Source organism: Pseudomonas soli (assembly GCF_021283165.2).
GTDB lineage: Bacteria > Pseudomonadota > Gammaproteobacteria > Pseudomonadales > Pseudomonadaceae > Aquipseudomonas > Aquipseudomonas soli.
In genome coordinates, this window is record NZ_CP128543.1 from 365,376 (window position 1) to 391,750 (window position 26,375).

The 26,375-nt window shown below is 64.9% G+C and carries 18 protein-coding genes; 12 read left to right on the forward strand and 6 right to left on the reverse strand.

Translation table 11 applies throughout. From position 1 onward, the window contains the following. The first annotated feature begins 107 nt into the window (after nucleotides 1-107). The 4 genes from rloA2 (at nucleotide 108) to creD (ending at nucleotide 4,288) form a co-directional block, all read left to right on the forward strand. Nucleotides 108-608, forward strand: coding sequence for a retropepsin-like aspartic peptidase RloA2 (gene rloA2, locus LU688_RS01550; RefSeq protein ID WP_023630860.1), 501 nt, complete (start codon nucleotides 108-110; stop codon nucleotides 606-608). A 108-nt stretch (nucleotides 609-716) separates the two neighbouring features. Then, nucleotides 717-1,397: a two-component system response regulator CreB gene (gene creB / locus LU688_RS01555; RefSeq protein WP_104444597.1), complete on the forward strand. Its 681-nt coding sequence runs from the start codon at nucleotides 717-719 to the stop codon at nucleotides 1,395-1,397. Next, nucleotides 1,397-2,830: a two-component system sensor histidine kinase CreC gene (gene creC / locus LU688_RS01560; protein WP_160291022.1), complete on the forward strand. Its 1,434-nt coding sequence runs from the start codon at nucleotides 1,397-1,399 to the stop codon at nucleotides 2,828-2,830. The genes creB and creC overlap by 1 nt, the downstream gene beginning before the upstream one ends. A gap of 129 nt (nucleotides 2,831-2,959) precedes the next feature. Beyond that, nucleotides 2,960-4,288: a cell envelope integrity protein CreD gene (creD, locus tag LU688_RS01565; RefSeq protein WP_160291023.1), complete on the forward strand. Its 1,329-nt coding sequence runs from the start codon at nucleotides 2,960-2,962 to the stop codon at nucleotides 4,286-4,288. Between the two features lie 177 nt (nucleotides 4,289-4,465). Here creD and LU688_RS01570 read toward each other — a convergent pair whose 3' ends face one another. From LU688_RS01570 to aceE, 5 genes are all read right to left on the reverse strand, one after another. Next, complete coding sequence (locus LU688_RS01570) at nucleotides 4,466-5,080, reverse strand: glutathione S-transferase (RefSeq protein ID WP_104444596.1); 615 nt, start codon at nucleotides 5,078-5,080, stop codon at nucleotides 4,466-4,468. Nucleotides 5,081-5,083: 3 nt separating this feature from the next. Next, a complete protein-coding gene (gene msrA, locus LU688_RS01575) occupies nucleotides 5,084-5,752 on the reverse strand; it encodes a peptide-methionine (S)-S-oxide reductase MsrA (RefSeq protein WP_023632108.1) in 669 nt (222 codons plus the stop codon). A gap of 118 nt (nucleotides 5,753-5,870) precedes the next feature. After that, a complete protein-coding gene (locus tag LU688_RS01580) occupies nucleotides 5,871-8,564 on the reverse strand; it encodes a putative bifunctional diguanylate cyclase/phosphodiesterase (RefSeq protein WP_038707208.1) in 2,694 nt (897 codons plus the stop codon). Between the two features lie 253 nt (nucleotides 8,565-8,817). Continuing rightward, nucleotides 8,818-10,449 (reverse strand): dihydrolipoyllysine-residue acetyltransferase, encoded by a 1,632-nt coding sequence (gene aceF, locus LU688_RS01585; protein ID WP_094011548.1) that lies wholly within the window; start codon nucleotides 10,447-10,449, stop codon nucleotides 8,818-8,820. Between the two features lie 13 nt (nucleotides 10,450-10,462). Continuing rightward, the gene (aceE, locus tag LU688_RS01590; RefSeq protein ID WP_023630463.1) at nucleotides 10,463-13,108 is read right to left on the reverse strand and encodes a pyruvate dehydrogenase (acetyl-transferring), homodimeric type; all 2,646 of its coding nucleotides are present in this window, start codon (nucleotides 13,106-13,108) and stop codon (nucleotides 10,463-10,465) included. Nucleotides 13,109-13,491: 383 nt separating this feature from the next. Between aceE and glnE the strand changes: the two genes are divergently transcribed. From glnE to LU688_RS01630, 8 genes are all read left to right on the forward strand, one after another. Continuing rightward, the gene (gene glnE / locus LU688_RS01595; RefSeq protein WP_160291024.1) at nucleotides 13,492-16,425 is read left to right on the forward strand and encodes a bifunctional [glutamate--ammonia ligase]-adenylyl-L-tyrosine phosphorylase/[glutamate--ammonia-ligase] adenylyltransferase; all 2,934 of its coding nucleotides are present in this window, start codon (nucleotides 13,492-13,494) and stop codon (nucleotides 16,423-16,425) included. Nucleotides 16,426-16,642: 217 nt separating this feature from the next. Next, nucleotides 16,643-17,692, forward strand: a complete 1,050-nt coding sequence (gene waaF, locus LU688_RS01600; RefSeq protein WP_094011546.1) for a lipopolysaccharide heptosyltransferase II — start codon at nucleotides 16,643-16,645, stop codon at nucleotides 17,690-17,692. Continuing rightward, nucleotides 17,693-18,751 carry a lipopolysaccharide heptosyltransferase I gene (waaC, locus tag LU688_RS01605; RefSeq protein WP_038707212.1) on the forward strand — a complete coding sequence of 353 codons (1,059 nt, stop codon included), beginning with the start codon at nucleotides 17,693-17,695 and terminating at the stop codon, nucleotides 18,749-18,751. Then, nucleotides 18,751-19,875: a glycosyltransferase family 4 protein gene (locus tag LU688_RS01610; protein WP_038707213.1), complete on the forward strand. Its 1,125-nt coding sequence runs from the start codon at nucleotides 18,751-18,753 to the stop codon at nucleotides 19,873-19,875. Before waaC ends, LU688_RS01610 begins: the two co-directional genes overlap by 1 nt. Next, nucleotides 19,872-20,678 (forward strand): lipopolysaccharide core heptose(I) kinase RfaP, encoded by an 807-nt coding sequence (rfaP, locus tag LU688_RS01615; RefSeq protein ID WP_094011545.1) that lies wholly within the window; start codon nucleotides 19,872-19,874, stop codon nucleotides 20,676-20,678. The genes LU688_RS01610 and rfaP overlap by 4 nt, the downstream gene beginning before the upstream one ends. After that, on the forward strand, nucleotides 20,678-21,412 hold the full coding sequence (locus tag LU688_RS01620; RefSeq protein ID WP_094011544.1) for a lipopolysaccharide kinase InaA family protein: 735 nt from the start codon (nucleotides 20,678-20,680) through the stop codon (nucleotides 21,410-21,412). Before rfaP ends, LU688_RS01620 begins: the two co-directional genes overlap by 1 nt. Further along, nucleotides 21,409-22,161: a lipopolysaccharide kinase InaA family protein gene (locus tag LU688_RS01625; RefSeq protein WP_094011543.1), complete on the forward strand. Its 753-nt coding sequence runs from the start codon at nucleotides 21,409-21,411 to the stop codon at nucleotides 22,159-22,161. The genes LU688_RS01620 and LU688_RS01625 overlap by 4 nt, the downstream gene beginning before the upstream one ends. Next, entirely contained in the window at nucleotides 22,161-23,603 is a 1,443-nt protein-coding gene (locus LU688_RS01630) for a lipopolysaccharide kinase InaA family protein (RefSeq protein WP_094011542.1), read from the forward strand. The genes LU688_RS01625 and LU688_RS01630 overlap by 1 nt, the downstream gene beginning before the upstream one ends. Here LU688_RS01630 and LU688_RS01635 read toward each other — a convergent pair. Beyond that, nucleotides 23,564-26,350, reverse strand: coding sequence for a dermonecrotic toxin domain-containing protein (locus LU688_RS01635; protein ID WP_160291025.1), 2,787 nt, complete (start codon nucleotides 26,348-26,350; stop codon nucleotides 23,564-23,566). The two genes, LU688_RS01630 and LU688_RS01635, sit on opposite strands and share 40 nt — an antisense overlap. Nucleotides 26,351-26,375: the final 25 nt, after the last annotated feature.

The window sequence follows — 26,375 nt, forward strand, 5'->3', positions numbered from 1 at the left end:
TCCATTAACTGGGACAAATGTTTCACATTATGTTGTTTAACCTGTGGCGACGAACCTATCCTGCCCGCACAGTCTAAGCACTGACCCCTCTCAAGGAAGCCTGCCCTGTGAAACCCTTGCTTGCCCTGCTGTCCCTTCTGGCGCTGCCGGTAATGGCCGCCGAACCGACGCTCTATGGCCGTTACGAGAACATCAAGCTGCCGGAGATCGGCCAGACCCTCAAAGCCAAGATGGATACCGGCGCCTGGACCGCTTCGCTGTCGGCCAAGGACATCGAGATGTTCAAACGTGATGGCAACGAGTGGGTGCGCTTCCGCCTGGCGACCGAGGGCGCCAGCGACAAGCTCTACGAGCATGAAGTGTCGCGTATCAGCAAGATCAAGAACCGCGCCGAGGAAGATGACGAGGAGGAGTCGCCCGCGCTCTCGCATCGCCCGGTGATCGACCTGGAAATGTGTCTGGGCGATGTGAAACGCACCGTGGAGGTCAACCTGGTCGACCGCAGCAATTTCCGCTATCCGCTGTTGATCGGTTCCAAGGCCCTGCGCAAGTTCAAGGCGGCGGTGGACCCGCGCGAGAAGTTCACGGCAGGCAATCCGGGCTGCTGATGCAGCAGTTGCAAGCATAGAGCGACAAGCTGCAAGAAACGGCGGATCGGTGTAAGTTGCCGCGATCCGCTTTCACTTGAAGCTTGCAGCTCGAGGCTTGCCGCTCAGATGCCCCACATCCTCATCGTCGAAGACGAATCCGCCATCGCCGACACCCTCATCTACGCCTTGCAGGCCGACGGCCACAGCACCGAGTGGGTGACCCTCGGCAGCGCCGCCGTCGAGCAGCAGCGCCTGTGCCCGGCCGACCTGGTGATCCTCGATATCGGCCTGCCCGATATCAGTGGCTTCGAGACCTGCCGCCAGCTGCGCCGCTTCAGCGAGGTGCCCGTGATGTTCCTCAGCGCTCGCGACGCCGAGATCGACCGCGTGCTGGGCCTGGAGATCGGCGCCGACGACTACGTGGTCAAGCCATTCAGCCCCCGCGAGGTGGCGGCGCGGGTGCGGGCGATCCTCAAGCGCATGGCGCCGAGGGTTGAAGTGGCCAGCGACAGCACACCGTTCCAGCTCGATACCTTGGCGATGCGTATCAGCTACCGGGGTCAGGCGCTGGCGCTCACCCGCCATGAGTTCCGCTTGCTGCAAAGCCTGCTCGAGCAACCGCGGCGGGTGTTCAGCCGCGAGCAACTGCTCGACGGCCTGGGCGTGGCCTCGGATGTGGGCTACGAGCGCACCATCGACAGCCATATCAAGAGCCTGCGCGCCAAGCTGCGCCAGGTTGCCCCTGACGCCGAGGCGATCCAGACGCACCGCGGCCTGGGCTACAGCTACAGCCCGGAGCACGCCTGATGCGCCTGGGGATTCGCATCTTCCTGGTGTACTTCCTGTTCGTCGGCCTGGCGGGTTATTTCCTGCTCAATACAGTGCGCGAGCAGATCCGCCCGGTGGTGCGTCAGTCATCGGAAGAAACCCTGGTGGACACCGCCAACCTGCTGGCCGAGATCCTGCATGACGATGTGAAGAACGGCACCCTGACCCAGGGCCGCCTGTCGCAGGTACTGGCCTCCTATGGCGAGCGGCGCCCGAGCGCGCAGATCTGGGGGTTGGCGAAAAACCAGGTCAGCCACCGGATCTACGTGACCGATGCCAAGGGCATCGTCCTGCTCGACTCCAGCGGCCGGGACGTGGGCAAGGACTATTCGCGCTGGAATGACGTCTACCTGACCTTGCGTGGCCAGTACGGCGCACGTTCGACCCGCAGCGACCCGGATGACGAAAGCACTTCGGTGATGCATGTGGCGGCGCCGATCCTCGACGGTGGCCAGATCATCGGCGTGGTCACCGTGGCCAAGCCCAACAGCTCGCTGCAGCCATACATCGACCGCTCCGAGCGGCGCCTGCTGATCCTCGGCCTCGGGCTGATCGTGCTCGGCCTGTTGGTCGGTGCGGCGCTGTCGTGGTGGTTGACCCGTTCGCTGCGCCGCCTCACCCACTATGCCCAGGCGGTCAGCGAGGGCCAGCGCGCCGCGCTGCCGCACTACAAGGGCGGCGAGCTGCTGCAACTGGCCACGGCGGTGGAGCGCATGCGCACCCAGCTCGAAGGCAAGGCCTACGTCGAACGTTATGTGCACACGCTCACCCATGAACTCAAGAGCCCGCTGGCGGCGATCCGTGGCGCCTCTGAGCTGCTGCAGGGCGACATGCCGCAAGAGCAGCGGGCGCGCTTTGCCGGCAACATCGAGCGCGAGAGCGACCGCCTGCAGCAGATGATCGAGCGGTTGCTCAACCTGGCCCGGGTCGAACAGATGCAGGCCCTGGAGGACGAGCAGCAGGTGGCGGTGGCGGCGTTGATCGACGAACTGTTGCTGGCCCAAGGTACAAGGATCGACGGTGCCGGGTTGCAGGTGCGCCAGCGGATCCCGGCGGGCCTCAGGCTACTGTGCGATCCATTCCTGATGCGCCAGGCGTTGGCCAACCTGCTGGACAATGCATTGGACTTCACCCCGCAGCAAGGCGCATTGGCCTTCGAGCTGGAGCGCGATGGCGAGCGGGTGGCCTTAAGCCTGTTCAACCAGGGGCAGGCGATCCCCGAATATGCCCTGGGCCGGGTCAGCGAGCGCTTCTATTCGCTGCCAAGGCCCGGCACCGGGCGCAAGAGCACCGGGCTGGGGCTGAACTTCGTGGCCGAGGTGATGCAGTTGCATGGCGGGGCGCTGGCGGTGGACAACGTCGAGGGTGGCGTGCGGGTGAGGTTGTGGCTGCCGGCGCGGCGACTTACCTGAGAGGCAAGTCGCCCACTCCCACAGGCTTTCTGCTGACCGCTCCAATCTCCACACAATCTCCACATTCCCTCCCCAAGGGCTCCACGCAGCGGGCAGACACTGCCCCCATCGCAAACGGAGCCCAACCCCATGAACAAGACCCTAGGTTTCAAGCTCGGCCTGATTGCCGTGCTGATCCTGCTGCTGCTGATTCCCCTGCTGATGATCGGCGGCTTGATCGACGAACGTCAGCAACTGCGCAACAACGTGCTCGGCGAGATCGCCGCGAGCTCCAGTTTCGACCAGTTGGTCAGTGGCCCGGTCGTGGTAGTGCCCTATCGCAAGTACGAGCGCCGCTGGATCGACAAGGACGGCAAGAGCGTCCAGGAAACCAGCACGGTCCACGGCCAGCTGTATTTCCTGCCGGAAACCTTCGAAATGGATGTGGGCGTCGATACCGAGCTGCGTGCCCGGGGCATCTACCAGGCGCGCTTGTTCCATGCCAAGAGCAGGATCAGCGGCCGTTTCAAGCTGCCCGAGCGCTGGGGGATCGAGAAGGACTACGAAGACTATCGCTTCGACAAGCCGCGGCTGATGGTCGGTATCAGTGATATCCGCGGCATCGAGAACAGCCTTGAACTGAAGTTGGACGACCAGCGCCTGCCGTTCCAGCCCGGCAACGGTGTCGACTGGTTGCCTGGCGGCGTGCATGTGGACCTGCCGCAGTTCAGCGAGCCGCAGGCCCGGGAGTTCACCTATGCCTTCGACCTGGACCTGCTGGGCACCGGGCAACTGGCCGTGCTGCCGGTCGGGCGCAGCAGTACCGTGGACATGCGCGCCAACTGGCCGCACCCGAGCTTCATCGGCAACTTCCTGCCCAGCCGCCGCGCCATCGACGAGAAAGGCTTCAGCGCCCACTGGCAGACCACGTTCTTCGCCACCAACCTGGAGGAGGCGGTGCGCCTGTGCGCCACTGCGCAGAAGTGCGCTGACTTCACCGACCGGGCTTTCGGCGTCAGCTTCGTCGACCCGGTGGACCAGTACCTCAAGACCGAGCGGGCGATCAAGTACGCGCTGCTGTTCATCGCCCTGACCTTCGCCGGCTTCTTCCTGTTCGAGGTGCTGAAGAACCTCAGCGTGCACCCGGTGCAGTACATCCTGGTGGGCGTGGCCCTGGCGTTCTTCTACCTGCTGCTGCTGTCGTTGTCGGAGCACCTGGGGTTCGGCCTGGCCTATGGGCTGTCGGCGTCGGGCTGTGTGCTGCTGATCGGCTTCTACCTGGTGCACGTGCTGCGCAGCCTGGGACGCGGGGTGGGCTTTGCGGCGGGGTTGGCGGCGTTGTACGGCATGCTCTACGGGCTGCTCAGCGCCGAGGACTACGCACTGCTGATGGGCTCGTTGCTGTGCTTTGGCCTGCTGGGTGTGTTCATGGTGCTGACCCGCCGGCTGGACTGGTCGCGGGTGGGGAGGTTGGGATGAGGGAGGATAGAGAGATCGGGCGGTGGTTGGCCCAGCGGATCGGGCAGTTGTTTCCTGTGCTGCCGAGGTGAGGCCATCGCGGGGCAAGCCTGCTCCCACGCAAATCCAGGCTTCGATCCAGATTTTGGCGTGGGAGCGGCGATGCGGCGGCCCGACTTGCCCCGCGATAGGGCCCGGTCAGGCTGCCGGTGCGGTGGCCAGCATCGACGCCCGCTGGCTGACCTCGGCGTACCACGCCGCCAGCCCCGGATACTCTCCGCGCCAGTCGAACTCCGGCTGGCGCAAGTCCAGATAACCCAAGGCGCAGGCCACACCGATCGCGGCGATATCGAAGCCGGAGATGATCTCTGCCAGGTGCTCGTGCTCCAGGCTCGCCAGCCCGCGGCGGATCTTCTCGCCCTGCGCTGTCACCCAACCGTCCCACTGCTTGTCCATCGGGCGCAGGAAGGTCTCGTAGCGCGTGGCCACGGCGGCATCCATGATCGCGTCGGCCTGCGCGGCCAGGGTCAGGCGCCGCCAGCGCGCCGAGCCCTCGCGGGGGATCAACGGCAGGCCGACATGCTGGCTGTCGAGGTATTCGCAGATCACCCGGCTATCGTGCAACACGCTGCCATCGCCCAGGCGCAGGGCCGGGATCTTGCCGATCGGGTTGTCGCGGTTGAGCTGCTCGTCGCCGTTCAGCGGGCTGATGTTCACGCCCTGCACGCTGACGCGCTCCAACTGGCCGGTCTCGTGCAGGACGATCATCACCTTGCGCACGAACGGTGACAACGGCGAATGGAACAGGATCATGGCTCAGTTGCCCTGCAGGCTGGGCGGCAGGCACACGCCGGTGCCGCCGATGCCGCAGTAGCCGTCCGGGTTCTTGGCCAGGTACTGCTGGTGGTAGGCCTCGGCGAAGTACACGGTCGGCGCCTGGGCGATCTCGGTGGTGATCTCGCCAAAGCCTGCCTTGCTCAGTTCGGCCTGGAAGGCGGCCTGGCTGGCCTGGGCTTCCTCGAGTTGCTGCGGCGAGGTGCAGTAGATCGCCGAGCGGTACTGGGTGCCGACATCGTTGCCCTGGCGCATGCCCTGGGTCGGGTTGTGCAGTTCCCAGAACATCGCCAGCAGTTCGCGGTAGCTGACCTTGTTCTTGTCGAACACCACCAGCACCACTTCGGTGTGGCCGGTCAGGCCCGAGCAGACTTCTTCATAGGTCGGGTTGGGGGTGAAGCCGCCGGCGTAGCCGACCACGGTGCTGACCACGCCTTCGCGCTGCCAGAAGCGCCGCTCGGCGCCCCAGAAGCAGCCCAGGCCGAAGATGGCGAAGTCGATGTCGCCTTCGAAGAACGGGCCGAGCAGCGGGGTGCCTTCGAACACGTAGTGGAACTCGGGCAGGGTCATCGGGGTTTCGCGGCCAGGCAGGGCCTGTTCCGCGGTGGGCAGGACATTTTTGTTCACCAGGATTTCCGAACGCAGGACCATGGCCGTTCCTCTGTGTTTTTTCAGTGGGATAGGTGTTGGACCCATCGCGGGGCAAGTCGCATCGGCGCACGCGATGGGGACCGAATGGCTTCTATAGTGCCCGAGCTTTACGCTGCTGTCAGTCCACCGGACCACGGGGATAGCGGCGCAGTTTTTCGCTCAGCTCGCGCCCCGGAATAGGGCGGTCGAACAGGTAGCCCTGGCCGACGTCGCAGCGGTGGCGGCGCAGGAATGCCAGCTGCTCGGGCGTCTCGATCCCTTCTGCGACCACCTTGAGCTTGAGGTTGTGGGCCATGGCCACCACCGCCGAGGTGATCTCCATGTCGTCCTGGTTGTCGGGGATCTCGTTGATGAAGCTGCGGTCGATCTTGATGATGTCGATCGGGAACTTCTTCAGGTAGCTCAGCGAGGAGTAACCGGTGCCGAAGTCGTCCATGGCCAGGGTCAGGCCCAGCGCCTTGAGCTCGTCGAGCTGGCGGTGGGTGTCTTCGGTGGCTTCGAGCAGCAGGCCTTCGGTCAGCTCCAGTTCCAGCAGGTGCGGTGGCAAGGCTTCCTCCTTGAGGATGCCAGCGATCGAGCCGACCAGCTCCGGGTCGGAGAACTGCTTGGGCGACAGGTTGATGGCCACGTGTAGGTTGCCAAGACCTGCTTCGCGCAGCTGCTGGCTCATGCGGCAGGCCTGGCGCACCACCCACTTGCCGATGGGGATGATCAGGCCGGTTTCCTCGGCCACGCTGATGAACTGGTCGGGGCGGATCATGCCGCGCTCGGGGTGGTTCCAGCGCAGCAGCGCCTCCAGGCCCAGCAGGCGACCGCTGCGCAGGCACAGCTTGGGCTGGTAGAACACCTCCAGTTCGTTCTGGGTCAGGGCGCGGCGCAGGTTGTTCTCGACGAACAGCTTGTAGCTGGCCTCGGCGTTGAGCACCTCGGTGAACACCTGGACCTGGTGCTTGCCGTTGGCCTTGGCCTTGTGCAGGGCCAGGCCTGCGTTCTTCATCAGCGTGGCCGGGTCGCTGCCGTGCAATGGCGCGCAGGCCAGACCCACGGAAGCGGTGACGTTGATCAGCTGGTTGTCGACGAACATCGGCTTGTCGAGGGTGCGCAGCAGCTGGTGGGCCACGCCCTGGCCGTCATCTAGGCTGGTGTCGTCGAGCAGCACGGCGAACTCGTTGCTGGCGAAGCGCGCCAGGCTGCCGCCGTTGGCCAGGCTGTTGCGCAGGCGCCGGGCCAGGCTGATCAGCAGCTTGTCGCCGGTCTGGTGGCCGAGGCTGTCGTTGATCCGCTTGAAGTTGTCGATGTCCACCAGCAGCAGGCAGATAGGGCTGTTGCTGTCGCGGGCGAAGCGCTCGTCGAGGTTGCGGATGAACGCCGGGCGGTTGCCCAGGTTGGTCAGGTTGTCGGTGTAGGCCAGGCGCTCGATGCGCTGCTGGGCCAGCTTGCTTTGGGTGACGTCTTCGTAGATGCCGATGTAGTGGGTCAGCTCGCGGTTGTCGCCGTACACCTTGGAGATCGACAGTTGCCCCCAGTAGGGCTCGAGGTTCTTGCGCCGGCTCTTGAACTCGCCCTGCCAGCTGTTGCCCATGGCCAGGCTCGACGGCGAGTCGAACAGCAGCTCGCTGAGGTTTTCCAGGGCCGGCAGTTCGGCCAGGTGGTGGCCCTGGACTTCCTCGGTGCTGTACTGGGTGATCGCCGTGAAGCTGGGGTTGACGTATTCCACCACGCCGTCGCGGTTGACCAGCAGGAAGGCGCTGGCGCTCTGCTCCACGGCCCGCTGGAAGAGGTGCAGGGCGCTGGCGGCGGTGCGTCGGTTGTGGTTGTTGATGACCTGGGCGAACTGGTCGGCCAGCTCGCCGGCGAAGGCGATCTCGTCCGACTGCCAGGCCCGCGGCTGGCCGGTCTGTTCCAGGCACAGCACGCCGACCACCTGGCCATCGATGCGGATACTGGCATCGAGCATCGCGTTGTCGTCGGTGCTGTACAGCGACTCGGCCATCTCGCGGGTGCGCGGGTCGTGGCTGGCGTTGTGGGCGTCGATGGCGCGGCTGGCGTGCAAGGCCTCGAGGTAGTCGGGAAAGCGGCTGGCGTCGATCGCCTCGGGCATGCGGTGCTGTTGTTCGCGGCGGTACCAGGCGCTGATCGGCTCCAGGCGCTGATCGTTCAGGTACCAGATGCTGGCGCAGTCGACCCGGTAGATCTCGCAGGCGCTGCGGGTGATCAGTTCGGCGGCTTCGAGCAGCGAGTTGCCGACGCTGTAGCGCTGGCGTGCCAGGCGCAGGATCAGGTCCTGCTGGGCGCGTACCCGATCCAGGTGCTCGAGCTGCTCCTGCTGGGCGCGCTGGTTCAGCTGTAGCGCCAGTTGCAGGCGATTGTTGCGCGATTCCAGGTCGTTCGCATCGAGGTCGGGGGCGTCTTGCGGGTGATCGTCGAACACCGTCAGGTAGCCACGCAGCAGTTGGCGGCTGTGCTGTTTGTAGCTTTCGCCGACTTCCAGCAGGCGCAGTGGCGCTGGGCTGGCGTGCAGGGTGTAGTGCACCCGGTAGTGGCCGCGCTGAGCCAGTTGCAGCTGGATCTCGTCGTGCAGCTTATAGCGGGCCTGAGGCTCCATGAGGCTGGCATAGGGCGAGCCGATCAGGGCGCAGAGCTCGGCAGCGGGCAGGCCGAATTGGCGGTCGCACGCCGGATCAAGGTAGAGCATCGCCCAACTGGCTTCGTTCAGCCGTTCGAAACGCAGCATGCCGAGCCGCGAGGGCACGGGGAGCTGCGTCACGACCTCGGCCGCCACACGGCTGGCGGCATCGGGTTGGCTTTTCATCGAAGACTCGCTTGAACTGGGGCGCGGCCTGAGGCACGGCGTATCGGGCAAGGTTGCATCATGTCCCGTGGGCTGGCAAGCGCCCATGCGGGATGCTGTGAACAGGTTGTCGGCCAACAGGATGAAATCTGAAGCGAGGTCCTTGGTGGGAGCGGGCCCAATAAAAAAAGCCCCGCCAATTGGCGGGGTTGAGGTACGAGCGTGGCAGCTCGAAAACGGTGCTGCCCCTCGCTTGAGGGGCAGCGTGCAGCGATTACAGCAGCATGGTGCGGATATCGCCCAGCACGTCGCCCAGGCGCTTGGTGAAGCGCGCGGCGGCGGCGCCGTTGATCACTCGGTGATCGTAGGAAAGCGACAGCGGCAGCATCAGCTTGGGCTGGAAGGCCTTGCCGTCCCAGACAGGCTGCATGGTTGCCTTGGAGACACCCAGGATCGCCACTTCCGGCGCGTTGACGATCGGCGTGAAGCCGGTACCGCCAATATGGCCGAGGCTGGAGATGGTGAAGCAGGCGCCTTGCATGTCGTCGGCCGAGAGCTTCTTGGTGCGAGCTTTCTCGGCCAGGGCGGCGGCTTCGGCAGCCAGTTGCAGCAGGCTCTTCTGGTCGACGTTCTTGATCACCGGGACCAGCAGGCCGTCCGGGGTGTCCACGGCGAAGCCGATGTGCACGTACTTCTTGCGGATGATCGCCTTGCCGCTTGGCGCCAGCGAGCTGTTGAAGTCCGGCAGTTCCTTGAGCAGGAAGGCGCAGGCCTTGAGCAGCAGCGGCAGCACGGTCAGCTTGACGCCAGCCTTCTCGGCCACGGCCTTCTGCGCAACGCGGAAAGCTTCCAGCTCGGTGATGTCGGCGGAGTCGAACTGGGTCACGTGCGGTACGTTCAGCCAGCTGCGGTGCAGGTTGGCGGCACCGACCTGCATCAGGCGAGTCAGGGCGACTTCTTCGACTTCACCGAACTTGCTGAAGTCAACAGCCGGGATCGACGGGATGCCAGCGCCGCCGGTAGCACCGGCAGCCGGGGCTTCCTTGGCCTTCTGCATCATGGCCTTGACGTAGACCTGCACGTCTTCTTTGAGGATGCGACCGTGCGGACCGGTAGCCGCGACCGAACCCAGGTCGACGCCGAATTCACGGGCCAGTTGGCGAACGGCAGGGCCAGCATGGACCTTGGCGTTGCTGCCGGCGGCCGGCGCGGTGGCGACCGGTGCGGGGGCGGCAGCCGGAGCAGCAGCGGCAGGTGCCGCGGCTGGAGCAGCCTCAGCCTTGGCCGGAGCGGCGGCTGGCGCTGGCGCGGCAGCAGGGGCAGCGCCGGCGGCTTTGATCTTGAAGATCAGGTCGCCGGTGCCGACTTCGTCTTCCAGCTTGCACAGCACGGCTTCGATCACGCCAGCGGCGGGCGACGGGATCTCCATGGAGGCCTTGTCGGACTCCAGGGTGATCAGCGACTGGTCGGCTTCGACGGTGTCGCCGACCTTGACCAGTACTTCGATGATCTTGGCCTTGCCCGATGAGCCGATGTCCGGCACGTGGATGTCCTGCACGCTGGCGGCAGCCGGGGCTGCGGCCGGAGCAGGGGCGGCTTCGGCGGCAGGCGCTGGGGCAGCAGCTGGCGCCGGAGCAGCAGCGGCAGGCGCCTCAGGTGCCGCGGCAGCGGCACCCTCGACTTCCAGGACCAGCAGCTCGTCGCCTTCTTTCAGGCGGTCGCCCAGCTTGACCTTCAGTTCCTTGACCACGCCGGCCTTGGGGGCCGGGATCTCCATGGAGGCCTTGTCGGACTCCAGGGTCAGCAGGCTCTGGTCGGCCTCGATACGGTCACCGACCTTGACGAACAGCTCGATGATTTCACCTTCACCGCTGCCGATGTCAGGTACGCGAATGAGTTCGCTCACTTAAAAATACTCCTCAGCAGTCCAGTGGGTTGCGCTTGTCCGGGTCGATGCCGAACTTGACGATGGCGTCAGCCACAACCTTGGGTTCGATCTCGCCACGGTCAGCCAGGGCTTCCAGGGCAGCCAGCACCACGAAGTGGCGGTCGACTTCGAAGAAGTGACGCAGCTTCTTGCGGCTGTCGCTGCGACCGTAACCGTCGGTACCCAGGACTTTGAACTCTTTGCTCGGCACCCACTGGCGAATCTGCTCGGCGAACAGCTTCATGTAGTCGGTGGAGGCGATGACCGGGCCCTTGCGACCGGCCAGGCACTCTTCGACGTAGGTCTGCTGAGGCTTCTGGCCAGGCTTGAGGCGGTTGGCGCGTTCCACGGCCAGGCCGTCGCGACGCAGTTCGTTGAAGCTGGTGACGCTCCACACGTCGGCGCCGACGTTGAACTCTTCACGCAGGATCTTCGCGGCTTCGCGGACTTCGCGCAGGATGGTGCCGGAGCCCATCAGCTGTACGTGGTGCGCGGCTTCGCGGGTGTCTTCTTCCAGCAGGTACATGCCCTTGATGATGCCTTCCTCGACACCGGCCGGCATGGCTGGCTGCTGGTAGGATTCGTTCATCACGGTGATGTAGTAGAAGATGTCCTGTTGCTCTTCGGTCATCTTCTTCATGCCGTCCTGGATGATCACCGCCAGCTCGTAGCCGTAGGTCGGATCGTAGGTGCGGCAGTTCGGGATAGTGCCCGCCATCATGTGGCTGTGACCGTCTTCGTGCTGCAGGCCTTCACCGTTGAGGGTGGTACGGCCGGCAGTACCGCCGATCAGGAAGCCACGGGTGCGGCTGTCGCCAGCGGCCCACGCCAGGTCGCCAATGCGCTGGAAGCCGAACATCGAGTAGAAGATGTAGAACGGCAGCATCGGCTGGTTGTGGCAGCTGTACGAGGTACCGGCAGCGATGAACGACGACATGGCGCCGGCTTCGTTGATGCCTTCCTCGAGAATCTGGCCCTTCTTGTCTTCGCGGTAGAACATCACCTGGTCTTTATCGACTGGCTCGTAGAGCTGGCCAACCGACGAGTAGATGCCCAGCTGGCGGAACATGCCTTCCATACCGAAGGTACGGGCTTCGTCCGGGATGATCGGGACGATGCGCTGGCCGATGTCCTTGTCCTTGACCAGCTGCGCCAGGATGCGCACGAAGGCCATGGTGGTGGAGATTTCGCGGTCGCCCGAACCGTCGAGGATCGCTTTCAGCGTTTCCAGTGGCGGGGTCGGCACGCTGAAGCTCTTGGCGCGGCGCTGAGGCACGAAACCGCCCAGGGCAGCACGACGCTCGGCCAGGTACTTGGCTTCGGCAGAACCTTCTTCAGGCTTGAAGAACGGCAGGTTCTCAAGGTCGGCATCCTTGACCGGGATGTCGAAGCGGTCACGGAAGTGACGCAGGCTTTCGACATCGACCTTCTTGGTATTGTGCGCGGTGTTCTTGGCTTCGCCGGCACCGGTACCGTAACCCTTGATGGTCTTGGCCAGGATGACGGTCGGCTGCTCCTTGTGGTTCACAGCCTGGTGGTATGCCGCGTAGACCTTGTACGGGTCGTGGCCGCCACGGTTGAGCTTCCAGATCTCCTCGTCGGACAGGTCTTCGACCATGGCCTTGAGCTCTGGGGTGTTGAAGAAGTTCTCACGGACGTACGCGCCGTCCTTGGCCTTGTAGTTCTGGTACTCGCCGTCGATGACTTCGTCCATGCGGCGCTGCAGGGCACCATTGGTGTCCTTGGCCAGCAGTGGGTCCCAGAAGCGGCCCCAGACGACCTTGTTGACGTTCCAGCCACCGCCACGGAACACGCCTTCGAGTTCCTGGATGATCTTGCCGTTGCCGCGAACCGGGCCGTCGAGGCGCTGCAGGTTGCAGTTGATGACGAAGATCAGGTTGTCCAGCTTCTCGCGGCCGGCCAGGGCGATCGCGCCCAGGGATTCCGGCTCGTCGCACTCGCCGTCACCCATGAAGCACCAGACCTTCTGCTTGCCGGCCGGGATGAAGCCACGGGCTTCCAGGTACTTCATGAAGCGCGCCTGGTAGATGGCCTGGATCGGGCCCAGACCCATCGAAACGGTCGGGAACTGCCAGAAGTCAGGCATCAGCCATGGGTGCGGGTACGAAGACAGGCCGTTGCCGTCCACTTCCTGGCGGAAGTTGTTCATCTGTTCTTCGTTGATGCGGCCTTCCATGAAGGCGCGGGCGTAGACGCCCGGGGAAGCGTGGCCTTGGAAGAAGATCAGGTCGCCGCCGTGTTCGTCGGTCGGGGCCTGGAAGAAGTAGTTGAAGCCGATGTCATACAAGGTGGCGCTGGAGGCGAAGCTGGAGATGTGTCCGCCCAGGTCCGAGTCTTTCAGGTTGGTACGCATGACCATGGCCAGGGCGTTCCAACGCACCATCGAGCGAATGCGGCGTTCCATGAACAGGTCGCCGGGCATGCGTGCTTCGTGGGTGACAGGGATGGTGTTGCGGTACGGCGTGGTGATGGCATACGGCAGCTGCGAGCCACTGCGGGTGGCCAGCTCGCCCATACGGGTCATCAGGTAATGAGCGCGGTCTTCGCCTTCTTTGTCGAGGACCGACTCCAGGGCATCCAGCCATTCCTGGGTTTCGATTGGATCGAGGTCTTGCATGGCTTGCTCCAGGGCGGAAAGGCCACCAGAATCGATGGCCTGAGTTTGCGACTGGCCTTATGGGCAGACGTCGTGAATTCTTGGATTACCGGACAGTCATCCGGCGCGGTGTAGTTTTACTACAAATGCTTTCGCATTTCATGCTTTTGCACGTTGGGCGTAGTAGTAAAACTACACAAATGCGACGTTTGGTCGCACCCTGGGTTGTGAGGAAAAACGTTCATGTTGGTTGGCGTTGTGTTGCTAACGGGTGGATCTTGATGTTTTTTGCCAATCTTTCGGTTTTTTCGGCTATTTCCAACTTTTGTACGACAGTCCAACCGTGGTCCAGCCTGCGCTTGACCCCCTCAACCCCTCTCATTCACGCCGATCAAGGATAGACCATGCGCCTGCCTTTGCCGCTCGATCTGCCTGCCGCTCTCCAACCACTGGTCGTTCGTAATCGACAGTTCCTAGCAGACGCACTGGTTGCGCACCCTGACCTGGCGACAAGCAGCTGGACAGAAGATCAGCGTCGGCAGTTCGACCAGGTGGCGGCGGCCAGCGAATTCGTGCTCACCCAGGCCCAACGCGAGCCGGCGATGCTGTTCGACCTGTTGGCCGGCGGCGAGATGGCACGTGCCTTCGCACCAGGCGAATTGCGTGCGCGCATCAAGGACGCCGCCCAGGCCGCGCAATCCGAGGACGAGTTGGCGCGCAACCTGCGCCGCGAGCGCAATCGCCAGCAGCTGCGCATCATCTGGCGCGACGTCACCCGCCAGGCGGCGTTGGCCGAGACCTGCCGCGACCTGTCCGACCTCGCCGATGCCAGCATCGACGAAGCCTATCAATGGCTGTACCCGCGCCATTGCCAGCAGTTCGGCACACCCATCGGCAACCGCAGCGGCCAGCCCCAGCACCTGGTGGTGCTGGGCATGGGCAAGCTGGGCGCGGTGGAGTTGAACCTGTCGTCGGACATCGACCTGATCTTCGCCTTCCCCGAGGGCGGTGAAACCGAAGGCGTGAAGCGCTCGCTGGACAACCAGGAGTTCTTTACCCGCCTCGGCCAGCGCCTGATCAAGGCGCTCGACCCGGTCACCGTCGATGGCTTCGTGTTCCGTGTCGACATGCGCCTGCGTCCTTACGGCTCTGCAGGCGCGCTGGTGCTCAGCTTCAATGCCCTGGAGCAGTACTACCAGGACCAGGGGCGCGACTGGGAACGCTACGCCATGATCAAGGCGCGGGTAGTGGCCGGCGACCAGGCGGCCGGCGCGCAGTTGCAGGAGATGCTGCGGCCATTCGTCTATCGGCGCTACCTGGACTTCTCCGCCATCGAGGCGCTGCGCACCATGAAGCAACTGATCCAGCAGGAAGTGCGGCGCAAGGGCATGGCCGACAACATCAAGCTGGGGGCCGGCGGCATCCGCGAGGTCGAGTTCATCGCCCAGGCATTCCAGCTGATCCATGGCGGGCGCGACCTGAGCCTGCAGCAGCGGCCATTGCTGAAAGTGCTGACCACCCTGGAGGGCCAGGGCTACCTGCCGCCGGCGGTGGTCACCGAGCTGCGCGACGGCTACGAGTTCCTGCGTTACACGGAGCACGCGATCCAGGCCATCGCCGACCGCCAGACCCAGATGCTGCCGGACGACCCGACCGACCGCGCGCGCATCGCCTATATGCTGGGCTTTGCCGATTGGGATGGTTTCCATGCCCAACTGATGAACTGGCGTGGGCGGATCGACTGGCATTTCCGCCAGGTGATCGCCGATCCGGATGAGGATGAGGCCGAGGGCGAACTGGTAGTCGGTGGCGAATGGTCGCCCCTGTGGGAGCAGGCTCAGGATGAAGAAGCCGCCGGGCGCCAGTTGCAGGAGGCCGGTTTCCACCAGCCTGCCGAGGCGCTGCGCCGGCTCAATGCCTTGCGGGTCAGCCCGACACTGCGTTCGATGCAGCGCATCGGTCGTGAACGCCTGGATGCCTTCATCCCGCGGCTGCTGGCCCAGGCGGTCGAGCACGACAACCCGGACCTGGTGCTGGAGCGGGTGCTGCCCCTGGTCGAGGCGGTGGCGCGCCGCTCGGCCTACCTGGTGCTGCTCACTGAAAACCCCGGCGCGCTGCGCCGTCTGCTGACCCTGTGCGCGGCCAGCCCATGGATCGCCGAACAGATGGCGCGCTACCCCCTGCTGCTCGACGAGTTGCTCAACGAAGGCCGACTGTTCAGCCCGCCGCTGGCACCGGAGCTGGCCGCCGAGCTGCGCGAACGGCTCACCCGTATCCCCGAGGATGACCTGGAACAGCAGATGGAGGCCCTGCGCCACTTCAAGCTGGCCCACAGCCTGCGCGTGGCGGCCTCGGAGATCAGTGGCAACCTGCCGTTGATGAAGGTCAGCGACTACCTGACCTGGCTCGCCGAGGCCATTCTCGACCAGGTGCTGGCCCTGGCCTGGCGCCAGACCGTAGCACGCCATGGCCAGCCCAAGCGCAGCGACGGCAGCCTATGCGACCCTGGCTTCATCATCGTTGGCTACGGCAAGGTCGGCGGCCTCGAGCTGGGTCACGGCTCGGACCTGGACCTGGTGTTCATCCACGACGGTGACCCGAACGCCGAGACCGACGGCGCCAAGCCGATCGACAGCGCGCAGTTCTACACCCGCCTGGGCCAGCGCATCATCCACCTGCTGACCACCCAGACCAACTCCGGCCAGCTCTATGACGTGGACATGCGCTTGCGCCCGTCCGGCGCCTCGGGGTTGCTGGTGAGCTCGCTGGGCGCCTTCGAGCGCTACCAACAGAACGAGGCCTGGACCTGGGAGCACCAGGCCCTGGTGCGGGCCCGGGTGCTGGTGGGTTGTCCACAGGTGGCGAGTGCGTTCGAGAGCGTGCGGGCCAAGGTGCTCGGCCAGCCCCGTGACCTGGACAAGCTGCGCACCGAAGTGAGCGAGATGCGCGCCAAGATGCGCGACAACCTGGGCACCAAGGCCACCGCCGCGGGCACGGCGGGCAATGCCTTCGATGCCGGGCAACCCTTCGATATCAAGCAGGATGCCGGCGGTATCGTGGATATCGAATTTATGGTGCAATACGCCGCTTTGGCCTGGTCCCACGACCATCCGGCCATACTGCGCTGGACCGACAACATCCGTATCCTCGAAGAGCTCGAACAGGCCGGGTTGATGCCCGCCGCCGACGCCGTGCTGCTGCGCGAGCTGTACAAGGCGTTCCGCTCGGCCTCGCACCGCCAGGCCTTGCAGAAGCAGGCCGGGGTGATCGACGCGGCGCAGTTCGCCGAGGAGCGTCGCGAGGTGCGGCGGATCTGGGGGCAGTTGGGTTTGAGCTGAGATTGTCGGGGCCGCTTTGCGGCCTTTTCGTCGCGGTTCGTCGCCACGGCAAGCCGGCTCCCACAGGTGAATGCGGTCCATGTGGAAGCCGGCTTGCCGGCGAAAAGGGCGCAGCGCGCCCTCGGTGGTACACTGTCCGCCACATCGCCTGAATATAAAGAGGGGAGGCCAGGTTGTAGCGCAGCCTGCAGCCTCCCCGAATGTTTCTGGATAAAGCATGAGAATACTGATCATTGGCCCCAGCTGGGTCGGCGACATGGTAATGGCGCAGACCCTGTTCCAGAGCCTCAAACAGCAGCACCCCGACTGTGTGATCGACGTGTTGGCACCCGAGTGGAGCCGGCCGATCCTCGAACGCATGCCCGAGGTGCGCCAGGCCTTGAGCTTTCCGCTCGGCCACGGCGCGCTGGAGCTGGCCACGCGGCGGCGCATCGGCAAGTCGCTGGCCGGCCAGTACGACCAAGCGATCCTGCTGCCCAATTCGCTCAAGTCGGCGCTGGTGCCGTATTTCGCCGGCATCCCCAAGCGCACCGGCTGGCGCGGCGAGATGCGCTACCTGCTGCTCAACGATGTGCGCAAGCTGGACAAGGCGCGCTACCCGCTGATGATCGAGCGCTTCATGGCCCTGGCCTACGCACCGGGTAGCGAACTGCCCAAGCCGTATCCGCGCCCGGCCCTGCAAATCGAGGCGGCCAGCCGCGAGGCCGCCCTGGCCAAATTCGGCCTTGAGCTGGACCGCCCGGTGCTCGCCCTGTGCCCCGGCGCCGAGTTCGGCGAGGCCAAGCGCTGGCCCGCCGAGCATTACGCCGAAGTGGCCGAGGCGATGATCCGCCAGGGCTGGCAGGTGTGGTTGTTCGGTTCGAAGAACGACCACCCTGTCGGTGAGCAGATCCGCGACCGACTGATCCCGGGCCTGCGTGAGGAATCCTGCAACCTGGCCGGCGAGACCTCGCTGGCCGAGGCCATCGACCTGATGTCCTGCGCCAGCGCGGTGGTGTCCAATGACTCCGGGCTGATGCACGTGGCTGCCGCTCTCAACCGTCCGCTGGTGGCGGTGTATGGCTCGACCTCGCCGGGCTTTACCCCGCCGCTGGCCGACCAGGTGGAAGTGGTGCGCACCGGTATCGAATGCAGCCCATGCTTCGACCGCACCTGCCGCTTCGGCCACTACAACTGCCTGCGGCTGCTGGAGCCGGCGAAAGTGATCGCCGCCTTGCACAGCCTGGGTGGTTCCGACCTGATCGCAACCGTGGCCGAGGTCGACTGAGTGCGGGTCCTGATCATCAAGACGTCGTCGCTGGGTGACGTCATCCATACCTTGCCGGCCCTTACCGACGCCGCCCACGCCATCCCCGGCATCCGTTTCGACTGGGTGGTGGAGGAAGGCTTCGCCGAGATCCCCAGCTGGCACCCGGCGGTCGATCAGGTGATTCCGGTGGCTATCCGCCGCTGGCGCAAGAATATCTGGCAGACGCTCAAGAGCGGCGAGTGGAAGGCCTTCAAGCAGCGCCTGCGCGAGCGCAAGTACGACCTGGTGATCGATGCCCAGGGCCTGGTCAAGTCGGCCTGGCTGACCCGTTACGTGAAAGCGCCGGTAGCCGGCCTGGACCGTTACTCGGCTCGTGAGGGCTGGGCCAGCCGCTTCTATGACCGGCGGCTGTCGGTCGCTGTCGGCCAGCACGCCGTTGAACGCGTGCGCCAACTGTTCGCCCTGGCCCTTGCCTACGACCTGCCGGAAGGGCTGGGCAACTACGGCCTTGACCTCAACCGCTTGCAACTGCCGCCTGCCGCGCCCTACGTGGTGTTCCTGCATGGCACCACCTGGGCCACCAAACATTGGCCCGAGGCCTACTGGCGCGAGCTGGCCGAGCGCATGGGCCGGCGCAAGCTGCAGGTGATGCTGCCGTGGGGCAATCCTGCGGAAAAAGCCCGCGCCGAGCGCATCGCCCAGGGCTTGAGCAATTGCCAGGTGCTGCCCAAATTGAACCTGGCGGGCGTGGCCCGTGTGCTGGCCGCCGCCAAGGCCTGCGTGGCGGTGGACACCGGCCTGGGCCACCTGGCCGCCGCCCTGGATGTGCCGACCATCTCCCTGTTCGGCCCCACCAACCCTGGTCTGACCGGTGCCTACGGACGCGCCCAGATCCACCAGGCGAGCGACTTCCCCTGCGCCCCGTGCCTGCAGAAGAAGTGCACCTATAAACCGAGTGCCGAGGACCTGCGCCGGTTCGATCTCAAACGCGAGTGGCCGCTGTGCTTCACTCGCCTGAATCCCGAGCATGTGGCGGGCCGCTTGAGCGCGCTGCTGCTGGCTGAGGATGTTCGTTGATGCAATTGGCTTTTGTGCTCTACAAGTATTTCCCCTTTGGCGGGTTGCAGCGTGACTTCATGCGCATCGCCCTCGAATGCCAGAAGCGTGGCCACCAGATCCGTGTGTACACGCTGATCTGGGAAGGCGATATTCCGCCGGGCTTCGAGGTGCTGGTGGCGCCGGTCAAGGCGCTGTTCAACCATCGCCGCAACGAGAAGCTCAGTGCGTGGATGGCGGCGGACCTGGCCAAGCGTCCGGTCGATCGCCTGATCGGCTTCAACAAGATGCCCGGCCTGGATGTCTACTACGCCGCCGATGGCTGCTTCGAGGACAAGGCCCAGACCCTGCGCGGCGGCCTCTACCGCCGCTGGGGCCGCTATCGCCACTTCGCCGAGTACGAGCGGGCGGTGTTCGCCAAGGATGCACGTACCGAGATCCTGATGATCTCCGAGGTGCAGCAGCCGCTGTTCATCAAGCACTACGGTACGCCCGAGGCGCGTTTCCACCTGCTGCCGCCGGGCATTTCCCAGGACCGCCGGCGCCCGGCCGACGCCGAGGCCATCCGCGCCGCCTTCCGCCAGGAGTTCGGCCTGGCCGACGACGAGTTGCTGCTGGTGCAGATCGGCTCGGGCTTCAAGACCAAGGGCGTCGACCGCAGCCTCAAGGCCCTCGCGGCGCTGCCGTCAGCCCTGCGCAAGCGTACGAAACTGATGGTCATCGGCCAGGACGACCCCAAGCTGTTCCAGGTGCAGAGCACGGCTCTCGGCCTGGGCGACCAGGTGCAGTTCCTCAAGGGGCGCAGCGATATTCCGCGCTTCCTGCTTGGCGCCGACCTGCTGATCCACCCTGCCTACAACGAAAACACCGGTACCGTATTGCTAGAGGCGCTGGTCGCCGGCCTGCCGGTGCTGGTGTCGCAGGTGTGCGGCTATGCCCACTACATCGCCGAGGCCGACAGCGGCCTGGTGCTGGACGAGCCATTCGAGCAGGACCAGCTCAACGCCTATCTGCAACGCATGCTCGAAGACGCCGCGGCCCGTGCATCCTGGGCGAGCAACGGCGTGGCGTTCGCCGCCACCGCCGACCTGTACAGCATGCCGCAGCATGCCGCCGATGTGATCCTTGGGCAGGAGACCGCATGAAGCTGATACTGGCCGAACCGTTCAAGCGCCTGTGGGCCGGGCGTGACCCCTTCGATGCCGTCGAGGCCCTGCAGGGCGAGGTATATCGCGAGCTGGAAGGCCGTCGCACCCTGCGTACCGAGGTCGATGGCGCGGGCTTCTTCGTCAAGATCCACCGTGGCATCGGCTGGGGCGAGATTTTCAAGAACCTGCTCAGCGCCAAGCTGCCGGTGCTCGGTGCCGGCCAGGAGTGGCGTGCGATCCAGCGCCTGCATGAAGCTGGCGTGCCAACCATGACCGCCGTGGCCTACGGCGAGCGCGGTGGCAATCCGGCCACCCAGCATTCGTTCATCGTCACCGAGGAGCTGGCGCCGACCGTCAGCCTGGAAGACTTCAGCATCGATTGGGTGAAGCAGCCGCCAGCGCCGCGCCTGAAGCGCGCACTGATCGCCGAGGTGGCGAAGATGACCGGCGGCATGCACCGCGCAGGGGTCAATCACCGCGACTGCTACATCTGTCATTTCCTGCTGCACACCGACCGCCCGGTGACGCCGGAAGACTTCAAGCTGTCGGTGATCGACCTGCACCGCGCTCAGACACGGGCGAAAATTACCCGCCGCTGGCGCGACAAGGACCTGGCCGCCCTGTATTTCTCGGCCTTGGACATCGGCCTGACCCGCCGCGACAAGCTGCGCTTCTTGCGTGGCTACTTCCAGCGCCCGTTGCGCCAGGTGCTCAAGGACGAGGCCGCACTGCTCGCCTGGCTGGAGCGCAAGGCGCAGAAACTCTATGACCGCAAGCAACGTTACGGGGACGCACTCTGATGGCGAGCTGGAACCTGGCGCCTGAGTATGCGCACCTGGCGGCCGATTTCGGCAGTATCGACGCGGTGTTCGCGATCAAGGGCGAGCGCCTGACCCGCGACCCGCTGAGCGAGGTCATCCGTATCGAACGGGACGGGGTCAACTACTACGTCAAACGCTACACTGGCGCCGGCAAGCACATGCGTCGCTACCTGGGGCGCCCGCGCGTCAAGGCCGAGTGGCAGAACCTTAAGCAGTTCGCCAAGTGGGGCATCCCCACCGCCGACGTGGTCGCCTGGGGCCTCGAGCGCCAGGGCCTGGCGTTTGGCCGTGGGGCGATGATCACCCGCGAACTGCCACGCACCGAGGACCTTTCGGCGTTGGCTGAGCGCAATGATCCGCGCCTGCGTGACGCGGCCTGGGTCGACCATGTCAGCCGCCAGCTGGCGCGACATACGCGGGTGATGCACGACCATCATTTCGCCCATAACGATCTGAAGTGGCGCAACCTGCTGGTCGATGACCAGGGCACGCTGTTCTTCATCGATTGCCCAACCGGTGACTTCTGGCGCGGCTTCATGCTGCGCCATCGGTTGATCAAGGATCTGGCATGCCTGGACAAGGTTGCCAAATATCATTTGTCGGCGACCCAGCGCCTGCGCTTTTATCTGCAATACCGTGGACATGCGCGTCTGCATGGCCGCGACAAGAAGCGTATCCGTCAGGTCCTGGGTTTTTTCGAGGGAAGAGAATGACCGACTACCTGGCCAGTGCCGATCAGGCACTGCTGCAACGCCACGGACTGGGCGACTTCGAGGCGCTCTGGGCTTTGCAACTGGACGCTGTCGATGAACCCAACACTGGCCGTGGTGGCTGGAGCAGCGTTTTCCGTTTGGAGCTGGAGGGCAAGGGCTTCTACCTCAAGCGCCAGAGCGACTACTTTACTCGCAGCCTGCAGCGGCCATTTGGCGAGCCGACGTTCGCCCGCGAGTTCCGCAACATCAGCCGCTACCAGAAGCTCGACATCCCTGCCTTGCAGGCGGTGTTCTACGGCGAGCGCAAACAGGCTGGGCAGCATCGCGCGATTCTCATGACCCGCGCGTTGGACGAATGGATTGATCTCGAGCAGTTGCTTGCCCGCTGGTCGCAGATGGCTGCGCCGCAGCGCGAGGCGATTCTCCAAGCCTGTGGACGACTGGCCCGCACCCTGCACGCCGCCGGGCAGATGCACGGTTGCTTCTACCCCAAGCATATCTTCCTGCGTGAGCGCCGCGAGGGCTGGCAGGCACAGCTGATCGACCTGGAGAAGACCCGCCCGCTGCTGTTCGGCATGCGTGACCGGGTCAAGGACCTCGAGCCGCTGCTAAGGCGTGCCCGTGCCTGGAGCGAGGCAGACGTGCGTGTGCTGCTGGCCGCCTACCTGGAGCAGCCGGCAGACAGCGCCCTGGTTTCCACTTGGCTGCAACGCCTGACCCAACGCCGCCGTCACAAAGAGGCCCGCTGATGCGCCTGTCCGAATTGAAGGAGGCCGGGCGCAGCCCAAGCCTGCCCCTGACCATCACCCTCGCTGACGCGGCGGGCAGCGCCGACCTGCAACTGCTCAGCCTGCTGCGCGTGCTGCCGGGCCAGCGCTATGTCGGCGCCGGCATCTGGCGTGGCACCAAGGTCCTGGCCAAGTTGCTGGTCGGCGGCAATGCCGCTCGCCACTTCCAGCGCGAACGCGATGGCGCCCGACTGATGGCCGACCAGGGCCTGACCACGCCGCGGCTGCTGGTCGATGGCCTCAAGGAAGGCGAAGGTGGCTGGCTGTTGTTCGAATACCTCGATCACGCCGAAAGCCTGGGTGACGCCTGGGCCAAGGTGGAATCATTGCCGATGCTCGCCGACGAGCAGCACCTGGTGCTTGGCGAGGCGTTGACCGCTGTTGCGCACATGCACGCCAAGGGGTTGTGGCAGGAGGACCTGCACCTGGACAACCTGCTGCGCCAGGACGGCACGCTGTACCTGATCGACGGCGCCGGTATCAAGGCCGAAACCCCCGGCCAGCAGCTGTCGCGTCAGCGCGTGCTGGAAAACCTCGGGGTGTTCTTCGCCCAGTTGCCCAAGCGCCTGGAGCCTTTCATCGAGGAGGCGCTGGTGCACTACATCCTGGCCAACGCCGAGCATGCGCTGCCGCTGGAGGCGTTGCAAAAGCAGGTGGACAAGGTGCGCAACTGGCGCCTGAAAGACTACCTGGACAAGGCCGGGCGCGAATGTACGCTGTTCAGCGTCGAACGTAGTCTGTCGGGCCTGCGCGCCATCCGTCGCGGCGAAGTCGAGGCGCTGCTGCCGGTGCTCGAGAAGGCCGATGTACTGATTGACCAGGGCCACCTGTACAAGACCGGTGGGGCGGCCAGTGTGGCGCGTATCGAGGTGGGCGGCCGCACGCTGGTGCTCAAGCGCTACAACATCAAGAATACCGCCCACTGGTTCAAGCGCTTCTGGCGCCCGAGCCGGGCCTGGCATTCGTGGATCGAAGGGCACCGCCTTGAGTTTCTCGACATCGCCACGCCTCGCCCCCTGGCGGTGCTGGAGCAGCGGGTGATGGGGCTGCGCAGCACGGCCTATCTGGTGACCGAGTACGCCGACGGGCCGGACTTGATCGAATGCTTTGCACCCTACGTGCAAAGTGGCGAGGCGCCCGACGCGCAGGTCGAGGCCCTGGTGCTGGTAATGCAGCAACTGATCCGCGAGCGCATCAGCCATGGCGACTTCAAGGGCCACAACCTGTTCTGGCAGGACGGCCAATGGTCGCTGATCGACCTCGACGCCATGTGCCAACATGCCACCCAGCTCAGCTTCGCTCCGGCGTTTGCCCGTGACCGGGCGCGCTTGCTGCGCAACTGGCCGAGCGGCAGCGCCTTGCATCAGCGCCTGGACGCTGTGCTGCCTCGGCTGACAGCGTAAGCCTGCGGCAGCGTCAGCCAGGCGCTGCTGCGCCCGGCCTGGCGAACTTGGATACGCCACTGATGATCCTGCCAGCGTAACACTGCCCAAGGCTCCACGCCGGTGCTACGGGTAGCCGGGATCGGCAGGTGGTAGCGGCCCTGAAGCAGATGGCGGCGCAGCGCCAGCTGGCCGCCGCGGGTTTGCAGGTACAGCTGCTCATGGGCCAGGTAAAGCCCGTCGATGTCGCCGATCGCTGTCCCGTCGAGCTCTTCGGGTAGGCGGCAGTCATCGAACAGCCGCTCCAGGTCTGGCAGGCCGTCATACCAGAGCAGTGGTGAGTCGATCACCCAACGGCCATCGGCCAGGCGCTTGAGCGGCTGTAGTTGGTAAGCATCCGGCTGGGCGGGGTCGATCACGCGCCAGCGCTGGCCATCGAAGGTGACCCGGTAGTGTCGCTGCTGTGCATCCTGGATGAAGTAGTGGCTCAGTCCTTCGAATTCCGAAGCTTTTTCGAAGACCCCCTCGCCATAGATGCCATCGATTCGATAGCGCAGGTGTTCGGCTGGGGCCGCGACGCTGTAGTGGCTGGGCATCGGCAACGGCGGCTGCGCCGGCATGCCGCGTAGCAGGCGGCGCATCAGGCCGGTGGTGGCCAGGCTGGTGGTCGCATCGTTGAAGTGACCCAGTGCGCTGTACACATGCTGCAGCACACCATTGAGGTCTTCGGCGCGATAGGCCTCCGCGCTGCCCCAGATCTCGATCGCCATGCGCCCCAGCGACATCGGGATCAGTAACCTCGACGGCAGTATCAGGCTGATCAGGTCGAGTACCCGCCAGGAGATGGCGACAGCTTGTTGCGCGTCTGCTTCAGCCGAAGTGCGGCTGTTGGCATCGGCGACTGCCAGCATGCCGTGGACTTCGGCCATGTAGTAGGCGAAGAACAGATCGTCGGCGATTGCGGGTGTACTCAGCACTGGGCCCAGGCGACCTTTGACCAATAATCCTTCAGTGGCGGCCTTGGAACGTTGCGCCATGCGACTGGTGACATAGCTGCGCAAGGCGGGTTTGTGCTTGAGCAGTCGTAGCAGTTCGCGTGGGCTGGCGAACGCACGCCAGGCCCTGCGGTCTGGCGCGTCGGGGGTGTACAGCACGAACAGGCCTACCCGAGGCGTGCTGCAGTTGATGAGCAATACGCCTTGCACAGTATGGCCACCGATCAACAATTGCCGCACGGTGAGAGAGTCGCCATCCACCGGTGGGCGCAAGGCGTTGTGAGGGTAGTCCAGCACCTGGCGTACCCATGCATAGCCACGTTCGCTGCCACCAGCGGCTAGATGCCCAGCATAGCGCGCCTTGGCCGCTTCGGCGCGCATCCGCGCACGGTTGATCCGGCAATGGGCATGCAGACGCCAGGCGCCAACCGTCGAATCGATCAGTTGCGCCCTCAGGTACTCGACATAGCTGCCCCCTACGCTCAGATGCCGCACCATGCGCTTGATGTAGCCTGGCGACAGTTCGGCTGGCAATGGCTTGCCAAGGCGGTGGACGATGCGGGCGGTGAGCCAATAGTCAAAATCGAACCAGGCCACGTTGCGCAGCGCCAGTTGATCAAGGGAGTAGCGCTCGTGGATGTTCTCGACGAGCTGGCCGCCGACCTTTTCCAGCCCGCGCCAGGTGATGTAGCTGGATGGGTTGAATGGATTCAGGTGGGGGCCGACCTGCCGGGTTTGGGTGACGTAGACCTCGATATCCGCAGGCGCAATGGTCAACCCCAGGTCATTGCGCAAGTGTTGTTGCACGCGCTGGCGTGCCCAGTCCTCGAGGCGGTTCTGTTCCTGGAACTGGCGCAGGGTGAGAATCCCGGGGGCGGCTACCTGCTGACCGGTGGCCACCAGTACTTGCAGGGTCTGCATGATATGCGCCAGGGCTTGCGGGCCTGCCTGGCGCAGCCAGTTGGGCAGGTGCTTTTCCAGCAGCAGGGCATAGCGGGTATCGAGCAGCGGACGCTTGCCACATTCATCGCCAAGAGCAACGGCCTTGCCGATGTCGGCCTGCGCATCTGCTGTCGCCCAGGCAGTGTGGAGACGCCGCCGTTGCGCCTCTATCAGGCTGTCCACCTGGGCCTCGATAGGGTCGTCTGCGTACCATTGGTAGCGCAGGCGGTCAGCGAGACGGGCGTTGGCGATCTGCTCAGGCTCGACCAGCAGTTGCAACAGTGGAGTGCTCTGGATCGGGTCGTCGAGCCGCTCGCACAGCTCCTGATGCAGCTCGGCCAGTGACGTGTAGACCTCGATGCCCTGGGGCAGGCCGAACAGGTACGCCGGCCCATGTGCTTGTGCAGGAACCTGGTTTGCGCCTTCCGCTGTGCCAGCCATGAGCACGAAGGTGCCAGGGAGTGCGGCCCGCCATTGGGGGCGGTCGCGGCTCAGGACCGGTCGGTACACCTGTACGCGCTGCGCCACCGGCTGGCGGTGGCGTTGCCAGGCGCAGGGCAGGTCGAGGCAGCTACTGACGAGCTGCGCCTGCTGCTCGCTCAGCGTCTGGTCGTGGATGCGCAAACCGAGCTCGGCCTGCATCAATGCCCTGCGCAGGTCCACCAGCCGCAGACGGCGTGAGCGCCCCTGGGTATCGGTAGCCGTCCAGAAACTGGCGATCTCATGGTGGAGTCGGGGCCTAGCCTGCGCGTGCCGGCCGGGTACGGGCATTGCGGCGAGCAGCGTGAGAATCTGTTGGTCGATGAATTCGATACGTTCCAGGGGACGCATGGCCGCTCCTTGCTGTGGGGAGCGT

Excerpts from the sequence above, each read along its gene's own strand:
- creB (WP_104444597.1), top strand. The coding sequence starts at position 717 with ATGCCCCACATCCTCATCGTCGAAGACGAATCCGCCATCGCCGACACC.
- creC (WP_160291022.1), top strand. The coding sequence starts at position 1,397 with ATGCGCCTGGGGATTCGCATCTTCCTGGTGTACTTCCTGTTCGTCGGC.
- creD (WP_160291023.1), top strand. The coding sequence starts at position 2,960 with ATGAACAAGACCCTAGGTTTCAAGCTCGGCCTGATTGCCGTGCTGATC.
- LU688_RS01570 (WP_104444596.1), bottom strand. The coding sequence starts at position 5,080 with ATGATCCTGTTCCATTCGCCGTTGTCACCGTTCGTGCGCAAGGTGATG.
- msrA (WP_023632108.1), bottom strand. The coding sequence starts at position 5,752 with ATGGTCCTGCGTTCGGAAATCCTGGTGAACAAAAATGTCCTGCCCACC.
- LU688_RS01580 (WP_038707208.1), bottom strand. The coding sequence starts at position 8,564 with ATGAAAAGCCAACCCGATGCCGCCAGCCGTGTGGCGGCCGAGGTCGTG.
- aceE (WP_023630463.1), bottom strand. The coding sequence starts at position 13,108 with ATGCAAGACCTCGATCCAATCGAAACCCAGGAATGGCTGGATGCCCTG.
- glnE (WP_160291024.1), top strand. The coding sequence starts at position 13,492 with ATGCGCCTGCCTTTGCCGCTCGATCTGCCTGCCGCTCTCCAACCACTG.
- waaF (WP_094011546.1), top strand. The coding sequence starts at position 16,643 with ATGAGAATACTGATCATTGGCCCCAGCTGGGTCGGCGACATGGTAATG.
- LU688_RS01610 (WP_038707213.1), top strand. The coding sequence starts at position 18,751 with ATGCAATTGGCTTTTGTGCTCTACAAGTATTTCCCCTTTGGCGGGTTG.
- rfaP (WP_094011545.1), top strand. The coding sequence starts at position 19,872 with ATGAAGCTGATACTGGCCGAACCGTTCAAGCGCCTGTGGGCCGGGCGT.
- LU688_RS01620 (WP_094011544.1), top strand. The coding sequence starts at position 20,678 with ATGGCGAGCTGGAACCTGGCGCCTGAGTATGCGCACCTGGCGGCCGAT.
- LU688_RS01625 (WP_094011543.1), top strand. The coding sequence starts at position 21,409 with ATGACCGACTACCTGGCCAGTGCCGATCAGGCACTGCTGCAACGCCAC.
- LU688_RS01630 (WP_094011542.1), top strand. The coding sequence starts at position 22,161 with ATGCGCCTGTCCGAATTGAAGGAGGCCGGGCGCAGCCCAAGCCTGCCC.
- LU688_RS01635 (WP_160291025.1), bottom strand. The coding sequence starts at position 26,350 with ATGCGTCCCCTGGAACGTATCGAATTCATCGACCAACAGATTCTCACG.